Source organism: Corallococcus sp. 4LFB (assembly GCF_046520365.1).
Classification (GTDB): Bacteria; Myxococcota; Myxococcia; order Myxococcales; family Myxococcaceae; genus Corallococcus; species Corallococcus caeni.
This window is the reverse complement of the sequence record NZ_JBKGHJ010000315.1, coordinates 1-10,395: the sequence shown is the minus strand read 5'-3', so window position 1 is coordinate 10,395 and position 10,395 is coordinate 1. Positions and strand designations below refer to the sequence as shown.

Here is a 10,395-nt window from a genome sequence, read left to right as displayed (position 1 = left end):
CGCGCCCCCGCTCGCGCCCGCCTCGCCCCATCGTGCCTGCCCGCGCCCCCGCTCGCGACGCCACGCCGCGCAACGAAAGAGGGTAGGCAGTCAGGCGATGGATGACGGCCCTGCCCGCCAGGGAGGGGAGAACGCGCGGATTCCAGCGCCCGGGCGGCGCGCGACGTGAAAAGGCCCGGCGGGATGCGCCTGGGGGCGCTCCGGCCGGGCCTCCGCCTGCGTCGCCTCCCGCGTCACGGGAGGCGGGGCGCTACGCCTCCGGCGACTGGACGATGAGCTTCTCCTTGCCGCACACGTCGCAGCGCACGTGCACGAACAGGTCGTCGTCGCTGTCCTCGGGGACCTCGCCCTCGGGCACGCCCAGCTCCGCCTTGGCCAGCGCCGGCACCTTGGCCGGGATGTCCTGCGCCTTGAGCGACTGCACGTAGGTCATCTCGCGCTCGTGGCACTCGCGCACCTCCGGCCCGGACAGCCACTGCGGCTCCATGCCCTCCGGCAGCCGGCTGAGCAGCTCCAGGTTCGACACGGACTCCGCCAGGTACGCCAGGCGGCGCAGCCGCGCCTCCTCCGGAAGGGCCGCGAACACCTGGAAGCCCTCCAGCAGGGCCTGCCGGTCCTCGCCCGTGGCCGCGTTCGCCAGCTCCAGCGACGCGTCCGCCGACTCCAGCGCCTCTTCCCAGTTGTTCTCCGGGTTGAAGCCCGCCTCCAGCAGCGACGTGTACAGCTGCGCGGCCGCCAGCCGGCGGCGCACCTCGTGCTGGTGCTCCACCACCTCGTGCGTCAGGCGCAGCTCCAGCAGCGCCCCCGTGGTGCGCGGATCAATGGAGCCCGTGAGGTCGTCCACCTCCACCTCGGCGCGCAGCTCGCCCTTGAGCTGCTTCGCCGCGGCGAAGCGGAACAGCGGCAGCACGCCCACCTCGCGCAGGTACACCGCCGCGACGTTGGCCTCCTTGCCGCCCATGCGCAGCGCCTTCTGCGCGCGCTCCACCGCGCCCGGGTCCGCCGCGGGCTTCTTGTTCTCCAGCCGCGTCTTCACCGCCTCGCGGTAGAGCGTCTCCAGGGAGCTGCCCGGCGGCAGCCGCTGCGGCAAGAGCGGGCGCAGGCCCGGGACGTCCAGCACCCAGAGCGGGGGCGCGCCCACGTGCTTGAGCGCCCGGAAGAAGAGCGACCCCGGCGGATCCTGCGGCCGGAACGGGGGCAGCTCGTCCGGGTGCGCGGAGCCCGCGCCGTCCATCGCGCCGCCTCCGCCGTGCGACTGGCCCAGCATCTTCTCGCGCTGCTCGCGGGTGAACGCCGTGATGCCCTGGACCGGCGGGGGCGGGGGCGGCGGGGCTTCCTCGCCGTCCAGGCCCGTCACGCGGTCCATGTCCACGTCGTCCAGCTCCAGGTCGTCCAGACCCTTGGCGCCGGTGAAGTCACAGCGCAGCAGCTTGAGCTTCTCGAAGACACAGCCTTCCAGGTTGGCGCCACGGAAGTCGCAGTCCTGGAGGCGGCCCCCGTGGAAGTAGGCGTTGGTGAGGTCCGTTTCCCGGAAGTTCATCTTCGACAGGTCACAGCGCTCCCACTCGGAGCCCACCAGCTCCAGTCCGGAGAGGTCCGCGTTGGCGGAGAACAGCTGCGTGAACGTGGCGCCCGTCTGGCCGGTGGGCGCCTGACCGGACTTGCGCAGCTTGTTCCATTCGGCGGAACCGTTCTGGAGCAGCTTCTCGATAGTTGGGGCTTTCGGCATGGACCGCGAATTATTCGTGTGGTCTGGTCCAGGCGCCAGCACAAATGATCGAGTACCGAATCGAAGCCGACACCGTCGGGATGCGGCTGGACAAGCACCTGCGCAAGCGGATGCCCAACGTCCCCGTCAGCCACCTCTTCAAGATGATCCGCACCAAGAAGGTGCGGGTGAATGGCAAGCGCGCGCAGCCAGAGCAGTTGCTTGCCGAAGGAGACGTGCTCACCATCCGCGGCACCGAAGAGCAGCTCACCCTGGCGGAGCGTCCGAAATCGGACCGTCCGCCCCCCCCGCCACCACCGGTAGACCCCTCCCGGCTGGTCATCCTGAAGGAAGACGACTGGCTCATGGCCGTGGACAAGCCCAGTGGCATGGCCGTCCACACCGGCAGCGGCATCACCGGGGGCACCCTGGTGGACTACGTGCGCGCCTACCTGGGCCCCAAGGCCACCCGGAACGACTTCACCGCCTCACCCGCCCACCGCCTGGACCGGGAGACCTCCGGCGTCATCCTGGTGGCCAAGCGCCGCCCGGCGATGGTGCATTTCACGGAAATCTTCACCCACGGCCACCCGAAGAAGCGCTACCTGACCCTGGTGAAGGGGAAGATGCCCAGGGACTCGGGTGTCATCGACCTGCCGCTCGCCGAGCACCAGCAGACGGCCGAGTCCAAGGCCCGTCGGGGAGTGAACATGCAGGAGGCCGTCACCCGCTGGAAGGTCGTGCGCCAGTCGAGCGAGGCAGCCCTCCTCTCCTGCACCATCGAGACCGGGCGCACGCATCAGATAAGAAGGCACCTGGTAGCAGTGGGGCACCCGGTGGCGGGTGACAAGAAGTACGGAGACTTCGCCTTCAACCGCGACGTGCGGGCGCGCTGGGGGCTCAAGCGTTTGTTCCTGCACGCCGAGCGCATCGAATTTCCGCACCCCGAGGATGGCAGGAAGGTCGTCGTGGAGACCCCCATGCCACCCGAATTGACGGACGTGCTGAAGCGGGCGGCGCTCCTCTAAGCCTTGAGCCCAGGACTCGACACGACACGCATGGCCGACCCGAAGATTGACCGCAGCCGCTCCAAGCTGGTGCTCGACGGCGTCCCGCCCAAGCGCAACATCCTCGTGCGCTTGATGAAGCTCGCCGCGGTGCTGGGCCTCATGGGCGCCACCGCGGGCGCGCTCGCCGTTGTCGGCGCCTACTACATCTTCTCCGACGGGCTGCCCGCCATCCCGAAGGTGGACGAGTACTGGCCGCCCATCGTCACGGAGGTCTACACCGACGACGCGGTGCTCGCGGGCGAGTTCTACAACGAGCGGCGCAAGGTGGTGCCCTACGAGCGCATCCCCAAGCGGCTGGTGCAGGCGTTCATCGCCAGCGAGGACTCCAGCTTCTTCGACCACTTCGGCGTGGACGTGCTGGGCACCACGCGCGCCGTCTCCAAGACGGTGCTGACGAAGCTGGGCCTGCGCGCCGGCGGCGTGCAGGGCGGCTCCACGCTCACGCAGCAGACCGCGAAGGCGGTGCTCATCTCCGCGGAGGGCTACAAGGAGGCCACCGCGAAGACGCCCAAGCGCAAGATTCGCGAGGCCATCCTCGCCTTCCGGCTGGAGCAGGCGCTGACGAAGGAAGAGATTTTGTATCTCTACCTGAACAACGTCTTCCTCGGGCACCACAGCTACGGCGTGCAGAGCGCGGCGGAGAACTACTACCGCAAGGACGTGCGCGACCTGACGCTGGGGGAGATGACGCTCATCGCGGGCCTGCCCCAGGCGCCCAGCCGCTACTCGCCGTTCCTGCGTCCGGAGGCCGCGAAGAAGCGCCGCTCCTACGTGCTGGGCCGCATGCTGACGGAGGGGATGATCTCCAAGGAGGAGCATGACCAGGCCAACGCGGAGCCGGTGAAGGTGTACCCGGTGGAGGACGTCTTCCACGAGTTCGCCCCGTACTTCGTGGAGCAGGTGCGCAAGGACGTGGTGGACCGCTACGGCAACCCCGTGCTGCTCAAGGAGGGCCTCAAGGTCTTCACCACCATGGACAGCGAGCGGCAGCGCGCGGCGCAGGACTCCGTGCTGGACGGCCTGATGTCCGTGGACAAGCGCCAGGGCTGGCGCGGCCCGGTGATGCAGCTGGCCACCGACGCCGAGCGCAGCGCCTTCATCGCCAAGGCGAAGAAGGCCATGGGCAAGGAGGAGCTCGTCGAAAACCGCCTCTACGTGGGCGTCGTCACCCGCATCGACGACGACGGCAAGGGCGCGGACGTGCAGGTGGGGCCGCACCAGGGCCGGCTGCCGCTGTTGGGCATGCGGTGGGCACGCAAGGTGAACCCGGAGAGCTACTACCCGGCCAGCATGATCACCTCCGTCAAGAAGGCCGTGGCGGTGGGCGACGTGGTGGTGCTGCGCCACGTGGTGAAGAAGGAGCTCACGGACGACAAGGAGCAGTGGGACAAGAAGCTCGCGGAGGCCATCCCGGAGGAGGGCGTGAAGCTCTTCCGGCTGGAGCAGACGCCGGAGGCGCAGAGCGCGCTGGTGTCCATCGACCCGCATCGCCAGTACCTCACCGCGATGGTGGGCGGCTACGACTTCGACGACAACGAGTTCAACCGCGCGTTCCAGGCCTGCCGTCAGCCGGGCTCGTCCTTCAAGCCGTTCGTGTACTCGGCGGCGCTGGAGCAGCTGGAGTGGACGGAGGCCACCGTCATCGTGGACTCGCCCATCGTGGAGCACGACCCGGACAACAAGGTGTCGTGGAAGCCGGCGAACTACAGCGAGGAGTTCGTGGGTGACGTGCTCCTGCGCACCGCGCTGGTGAACTCCATGAACATCCCCGCGGTGAAGACGTTCGGCGCGGTGGGCGTCCACAACATGGCGGACTGGGCGAAGAAGCTGGGCATGACGACGCCCATGAACATGGACTTCTCCGCGGCGCTGGGCTCGTCCTGCGTCTACCCGTTCGACCTGGCCAGCGTGTACGCGACCTTCAACCGCTACGGCCGCAAGAAGCCCACGTACTTCATCCGCAAGGTGGAGGACCGCTTCGGCCGCACGCTGGAGGACCACACCGCGTTCGACGACGCGTGGGCGCCGCTCCAGGACCGCGTGGCCGCGGGCTACGCGCGCCTCTTCGAGCCGGGCGAGCAGGTGATGAGCCCGGAGACGGGCTTCATCCTCACGCACCTCCTGCGCGGCGTGGTGCTCCAGGGCACCGGCGGCCCCGCGCAGAGGCTGGGCAAGCCGGCGGCGGGCAAGACGGGCACGACGAACGACTCCTTCGACGCGTGGTTCGCGGGCTACACCAAGGACCTGGTGACGGTGGCGTGGGTGGGCTACGACCTGAACCCGCACCCGCTGGGCCGCTACGAGACGGGCGGCCGCGCGGCGCTCCCCATCTGGCTCAACTACATGAAGCGCGCGCTGGAGGGCCGGCCGCAGCCGGAGTTCTACCCCTGGCAGTCCATGCAGCTGGCGCGGCTCTACATCGACAAGAAGACGGGCAAGGTGTCCCACCCCGGCGCCAAGGGCGCGGAGCTGATGTTCTTCAAGAAGGGCACCGAGCCGAAGGAGGCCGTGCCCGACAAGAACCAGGTCGGCGTCGACCAGTTCATGATGGGCGCGCAGTAGCCCGCGCGCCGCATCTCAAAGCGCAGTGCCCTTCAGGCGCCTTCGCGAAACGCACGCGAGGGCGCCTGATGTGCTTCCAGGGCCTGCTTCAGCGCGGCCACGTCCGGCCCCGCCTCCAGCACGGAGCGCGCGGCGGTGGGAATCACCTGCCGCTCGCGGCCGGAGAAGAGCTTGGGCAAGTCACTGAAGCCCGCGCCCTGCGAGCCGATGCCGGCGTGAGCAGCAGCGCGCCGCCCAGCCGCTCCACCACGTCGCGGTCCGCCGGGGGCAGCGTGGCGCCCATCACCGCGCCCGCGGGCAGGACGCCGGGGCCGGCCTTGTCGTTGAGCTTGCGCAGGCCGTCCGCCACCGCCTGGGCCACGGTGAGGCCGTCGCTGCCCACGGCGTTCTGCAACGGCACGCCCTCCGGGTTGGACGAGCGCACGACGATGAAGGCGCAGGCGCCGTGGGAGCGCGCCAGCTCCACCGTCTTCGCGAGCGCGCCCAGGCCCAGGTACGCGGTGAAGGTGGCGGCGTCCACGTCGTACGCGCTGCCCTTGCCGAACAGCGCTTCCGCGTAGGCGTCCATGGTGGACCCGATGTCGCCGCGCTTCACGTCCAGCAGCGTGAGGGTTCCCGCGGCGCGGAAGCGCTGGAGCACGCGCTGGAGCACGGCGAGCCCCTGGGGGCCGTGGCGCTCGAAGAAGGCGCTCTGGGGCTTCACCACCGCGAGCGTCTCACCGGCCGCGTCGGCCAGCCGCTCGCAGAAGTCGGACAGGCCCTGCACGGTGTCCGGCAGCTTCCAGCGGGCGAGCACGTCGCGGGACGGGTCCAGGCCCAGGCAGAAGGGGGAGCGCTCGTCGGCGAGCTGCTGGAAGCGCTGCGCGAAGGACGGGGTCGTCATGGCCGGGCTCCTCTCACTTCAGGCGGCGCGCGGTGGCGTCGAACAGCGGGTTGGGCATGGCCTTCAAGACGCGCATGGACGTGGCCAGCTGCCAGGGGAAGCTCACCTCCGTGGCGCCCGCGAAGATGCCGCGGCCCATGCGCTCCACCGCGTCCTCGGTCTCCATGAGGAAGGGCATGGGGAAGTTGTTCTTCGCGGTCAGCTCGCTCTTCACGAAGCCCGGGTAGACGCACGTCACCTGGACGCCGGTGCCCTTCAGGTCCACGCGCAGGCTCTCCAGGAAGGTGGCCAGGAAGGCCTTGGACGCGGAGTAGGCGGCGTGGCCCGCCAGCCCCCGCAGCCCCGCGAGGCTGGACACGCCGACGACGTGGCCCCGGCGGCGCTCCACCATCCGCGGCAGCACCGCGCACAGCGTGGCGGCGGCGCCGGTGACGTTGGTGTCGATGATGGCGCGCGTGCGCTCCCAGTCCATGCGCTTGCCGTGCGTGGGGCCGCCGATGCCCGCGTTCGCCACCACCAGGTCCAGCCCGCCGCACTCCGCGTCGATGGCGCGGATGCGCTCCTGGGTTCCTTCCGCGTGGTTGACGTCCATGACGACGGGCTCCACCGCGGCGCCCGCGGCCTGGGCCTCCGCGGCCAGGGCCTGCAGCTGCGACAGCCGCCGGCCCGTCGCGAACACGCGCACGCCGTGCTTCGCCAGCCACAGGGCCAGTCCACGTCCCAGCCCGCTCGAGGCGCCAGTCACCAGCGCCGTCCGGTAGGTCATCTCCGCCATGCCGTCCTCCAGGGGTGTCGCAAGCGGCCTGCCTTGTCGCACGGTTGCGCGCCCGAGGGCACGCAAAACCCCTCCCCCTCACCGGGGGACGAGGCGCATCCACCCACGCGTTGACACCTTGGAGACCTGGGGAAGGGGAGTTTCCGGTCATGCCCTGGTGGAACCGCATCCTCGTGGTGGACGACGACCTGGACCTGCTCCAGGCCTACAAGGAGGTGCTGGAGCTGGACGGGCACGAGGTGACGCTGGCGCGCAACGGCTTCGAAGCGCTGCGCCTGCTCAAGCAGGGGCTGCGCCCGGCGCTCATCCTCCTGGACCTGCTGATGCCGGGGATGAACGCGTGGTCCTTCCGCCTGCGGCAGCTGGAGGACCCGGCGCTCGCCTCCATCCCGGTCATCGTCCTGTACGCGCAGGACGTGGGGGCTCGCGCCATGAACGCCCTGGGCGTGGACGGCCTCCTGGAGAAGCCGGTGGACCTGGACGTGCTCCTGGCCACGGTGGCGGCCTACGTGAAGCCCGCCGGGGCCACGACCCAGCCTTCCCAGTGAGGCAGGGGGGGCCTAGCGGAACGGGGGCACCGGCTGGCCCCTGAACCACTCCGTGGCCTTCAAGAGGTGCAGGTCGTGCTTGCCGGGCCGCAGCTCGATGCCGCCCGTCACCGCGCCCAGCGTCGCCAGCAGGGCGCCCGTCATGTTGCCCTGCACGAGGTCCAGGTGGCCCTCCAGGGAGAAGCCGTCGCCCTTCGCCTTCAGCTCGCGCAGCTGCAAGCCCCGCTCGTCAATCTGCACCTGCCCCGTCACCTCCACCTTCGGGATGTTGAGCAGCGACGTGAGGAAGCCGGGCAGCTTCCGGGACGACGTGATGAGCGCGACCAGGGGCTGCGTGTCGGTGAGCTGGCTGGAGAAGCGCGCCTTGAGCACCGTGGGGGACAGGGTGAGGCTGGCGCGGGGCAGGGTGAAGGTCCCGCTCCAGGCGCGGATGGGCACGTTGCCGTTGGACGACACCTGGCTCAGCCGCAGCGTCGTCCCGCCCAGGCCCAGCTCCGTCATGTCCCAGGACAGGTGCCGCGCGTCCACCTCCACCTCCGCGCGCAGCAGGACCTTGTTCCGCCCCATGCGTCCGGAGACGAGGTCCGTGTCCATGCGCAGCTCCAGGGCGTTGCGCGCCTTCGCGCCCTTGGAGGGCTCCTCGCTGCGAATCGTCACGTGGCCGGAGTCGATCTCGAGCGTCCGCCCCAGCCACGGGTTGAGCACGCGCAGGTCCAGGGGCTTGCTCTTCGCCACGTGCAGCTCGGGCGCCAGGTCCAGGCCTGCCTGCCTTCGCGCCGCCGCGCCAGCACGGTGAGGGCCACCTCCGGCACCTCCACGTCGTTGCCCCGGGCGCCCGACACGCGCACGGGCGCGAACGCGAGCCGCAGCGACCCCGACGGCTGCCCCTGCTGCTCCGGCGGCATGGACACCTCCAGGCTCCACGGGGCCTGGGCCCGGATGGGGCCCGCGCGCAGGTCCAGCGCCGCGCCCGAGGCCTTCAGCTGGCTGCCGGGCTCCAGGGTGTTGCGCTGCATGCGCACGTCCAGGTCCACCCGGCCGGCGCCGCCGTGGAGGGACACGGGGGCGCTCGCGCCCAGCTGGTCGTTGATCCAATCCAACGGCAGCACGTCGAGGTGCGTCTTCACCTGGCCGCCGAGGGACTGGGAGAAGTCGTAGCCCTTGCCGGGCCGGAAGGGCGCGTCGAGCCGGGCGCGCGAGTCGAGCGACTCCAGCCTCGCGACGCGCTTGCCGTCCACCTCGATGAAGCCCCCGGCCACGCGCACCGACGGCAGGTCCACCTGGAGCCGCTCGCGGGACTGGAGGTTCAGCGTGCCGGTGACGTCCAGCGCGCCCGCGAAGCGCACGCGGCTGAAGTCCAGCTCGCGCACCTGGTGCAGCGTGACGTCCTTCAGGTGGATGACCCACGGCTTGCTGTTCGGGGCGGACGGCTGTTCAGGCGCGCTGCTTGGCTCCAGGTGGAAGCTGGCGCCGTGTCCGGTGATGCCGTCCACGTCCACGCGCTTTCGCAGGAGGCCCGTGAGCGACATGCCCGCCTCCAGCGCGTCCACCTCCACCTTCCACCAGACGTTCGCGTCCTGCTGGGTGAGGGTGAAGCCCTTCAAGTGGAGCCGGCCCACGGGCCACAGCCACCACGCGCGCTGCCACGTCAGCTGCGTGCGGTCCGTCGCGCGGCCCATGATGGCCTGGGTGACGCCGGTGTTGAGCGCGACATTGAGGGCGACCTCCAGCACCGCCACCGCCACCAGGGCCCACAGCGCCACGCGGCGCCAGCGCCTGCTGCGAGGGCCAGCGTCCTGGACGTCCGGGGGAGGGGAGACGGTCATGTCGCGAGGTTCCGGGGCCGGGAAGAGGCCCCTGGATGCCTCAAGCCCCCGGCACGCACAAGGCGTGTTTCCCCGCGAAGCTGGATGGGAGACACCCCCTGGTCCGACGGAGCAGCGGCCGGGGCGAGCGGGTATCGGGCGGCTGCTTGCTCCCCCGGGGGAGGCACGGACGAAGCCGGGAGCGGAGCGCGCGCCTGGATGTCATTGCGCCGGTGCGGGGCGGGGTGCACCGTCAAAGGTGAACCCTCTTTCAAGAAAGGGTGTGCCGATGGGAATCGCGGGCCGCACGGGACCCATCGAGGCGCTCCGCAACCTGGCCCTGTCGCTGCAACAGCTGGCGGCGAGTGAGATCGCGAGCGGCGTGGTGCAGGGCACGGCGGATGGGATCCGCAAGGAGGTGCCGGACCTGGACGGGCAGCTGCGCACGCTGCTCCAGGACGTGCTCACGGTGCTGAGCCGCATGGCGCACGAGGCCGCCAGGCGCGAGCACGGGCAGCCGGTGGACGCCACCCAGGCGCTCGCGGAGGCGGCCATGGAGGGCGCGCTGAAGGCGCTGGAGCGGGAGTGGAACGAAGGCGGCCTGCCCCTCCATGGCTTCATCGTGCGCCTCAACCGCCTCTTCGATGAGGTGGTGGCGTTCGCCCATTCCCGCACGGATGAGATCCGGACGCCGGGCGAGCGGGCCCAGCTCATGGCCCGTGGCGTGGTGAAGGCTGCCACGGAGCAGCTGCACGACTCCCTGCCGTCCATCATCGACGACGCGCGCGGCCTGGTTCCGTTGGGAGAGGAGGTGGCCTCGAAGGTAGGCCGGGGGCTGGTGGTGGGCGTCGAGTCCAAGCTGCGAGAGGACTCCAGCCTGCTGCTGGAGCTGGTGGAGCGAGGGGGGCGGGGGCTGGTGCGGGGATTGGCGGCGGGCCTGCGCGAGGAGCTGGCATCGAGTCCCGCGGCGTCCGCGGAGGCCCTGGGCACCTCCCTGGCGACGCTCGCCGAGCGCACCGCTGCCGCGACCCTCCGGGGCGCGGG

At 70.7% G+C, this 10,395-nt stretch carries 10 protein-coding genes; 4 read left to right on the top strand and 6 right to left on the bottom strand.

Annotated features, from left to right (window positions below; translation table 11 throughout):
• Window positions 1-250: 250 nt before the first annotated feature.
• Window positions 251-1,729 (bottom strand): pentapeptide repeat-containing protein, encoded by a 1,479-nt coding sequence (locus ACLEQD_RS28150; protein ID WP_410388178.1) that lies wholly within the window; start codon window positions 1,727-1,729, stop codon window positions 251-253.
• Between the two features lie 44 nt (window positions 1,730-1,773).
• On the opposite strand from ACLEQD_RS28150, the gene ACLEQD_RS28145 reads away from it, so the two are divergent.
• Window positions 1,774-2,736 carry an RluA family pseudouridine synthase gene (locus tag ACLEQD_RS28145; protein WP_410388176.1) on the top strand — a complete coding sequence of 321 codons (963 nt, stop codon included), beginning with the start codon at window positions 1,774-1,776 and terminating at the stop codon, window positions 2,734-2,736.
• Between the two features lie 30 nt (window positions 2,737-2,766).
• A complete protein-coding gene (locus tag ACLEQD_RS28140) occupies window positions 2,767-5,340 on the top strand; it encodes a penicillin-binding protein 1A (protein ID WP_410388174.1) in 2,574 nt (857 codons plus the stop codon).
• A gap of 32 nt (window positions 5,341-5,372) precedes the next feature.
• On the opposite strand, the gene ACLEQD_RS28135 is transcribed toward ACLEQD_RS28140, so the two are convergent.
• Genes ACLEQD_RS28135 through ACLEQD_RS28125 form a run of 3 tightly spaced genes read right to left on the bottom strand, consistent with a single transcriptional unit; the run spans window position 5,373 to window position 6,998 of the window.
• Window positions 5,373-5,519, bottom strand: coding sequence for a hypothetical protein (locus ACLEQD_RS28135; RefSeq protein WP_410388172.1), 147 nt, complete (start codon window positions 5,517-5,519; stop codon window positions 5,373-5,375).
• Complete coding sequence (pyrF, locus tag ACLEQD_RS28130) at window positions 5,483-6,223, bottom strand: orotidine-5'-phosphate decarboxylase (protein ID WP_410388170.1); 741 nt, start codon at window positions 6,221-6,223, stop codon at window positions 5,483-5,485. The genes ACLEQD_RS28135 and pyrF overlap by 37 nt, the downstream gene beginning before the upstream one ends.
• A gap of 13 nt (window positions 6,224-6,236) precedes the next feature.
• Window positions 6,237-6,998, bottom strand: coding sequence for an SDR family NAD(P)-dependent oxidoreductase (locus tag ACLEQD_RS28125; RefSeq protein ID WP_410388168.1), 762 nt, complete (start codon window positions 6,996-6,998; stop codon window positions 6,237-6,239).
• 149 nt (window positions 6,999-7,147) lie between these two features.
• On the opposite strand from ACLEQD_RS28125, the gene ACLEQD_RS28120 reads away from it, so the two are divergent.
• Entirely contained in the window at window positions 7,148-7,546 is a 399-nt protein-coding gene (locus ACLEQD_RS28120; protein WP_410388166.1) for a response regulator, read from the top strand.
• Window positions 7,547-7,558: 12 nt separating this feature from the next.
• On the opposite strand, the gene ACLEQD_RS28115 is transcribed toward ACLEQD_RS28120, so the two are convergent.
• Window positions 7,559-8,281 carry a hypothetical protein gene (locus ACLEQD_RS28115; RefSeq protein ID WP_410388164.1) on the bottom strand — a complete coding sequence of 241 codons (723 nt, stop codon included), beginning with the start codon at window positions 8,279-8,281 and terminating at the stop codon, window positions 7,559-7,561.
• A complete protein-coding gene (locus tag ACLEQD_RS28110; protein WP_410388162.1) occupies window positions 8,200-9,372 on the bottom strand; it encodes a hypothetical protein in 1,173 nt (390 codons plus the stop codon). Before ACLEQD_RS28110 ends, ACLEQD_RS28115 begins: the two co-directional genes overlap by 82 nt.
• 268 nt (window positions 9,373-9,640) lie before the next feature.
• Between ACLEQD_RS28110 and ACLEQD_RS28105 the strand changes: the two genes are divergently transcribed.
• Window positions 9,641-10,395 (top strand): hypothetical protein (locus tag ACLEQD_RS28105; protein ID WP_410388160.1); only part of this gene is annotated, 755 nt, incomplete at its 3' end.

Excerpts from the sequence above, each read along its gene's own strand:
- ACLEQD_RS28150 (WP_410388178.1), bottom strand. The coding sequence starts at position 1,729 with ATGCCGAAAGCCCCAACTATCGAGAAGCTGCTCCAGAACGGTTCCGCC.
- ACLEQD_RS28145 (WP_410388176.1), top strand. The coding sequence starts at position 1,774 with ATGATCGAGTACCGAATCGAAGCCGACACCGTCGGGATGCGGCTGGAC.
- ACLEQD_RS28140 (WP_410388174.1), top strand. The coding sequence starts at position 2,767 with ATGGCCGACCCGAAGATTGACCGCAGCCGCTCCAAGCTGGTGCTCGAC.
- pyrF (WP_410388170.1), bottom strand. The coding sequence starts at position 6,223 with ATGACGACCCCGTCCTTCGCGCAGCGCTTCCAGCAGCTCGCCGACGAG.
- ACLEQD_RS28125 (WP_410388168.1), bottom strand. The coding sequence starts at position 6,998 with ATGGCGGAGATGACCTACCGGACGGCGCTGGTGACTGGCGCCTCGAGC.
- ACLEQD_RS28120 (WP_410388166.1), top strand. The coding sequence starts at position 7,148 with ATGCCCTGGTGGAACCGCATCCTCGTGGTGGACGACGACCTGGACCTG.
- ACLEQD_RS28110 (WP_410388162.1), bottom strand. The coding sequence starts at position 9,372 with ATGACCGTCTCCCCTCCCCCGGACGTCCAGGACGCTGGCCCTCGCAGC.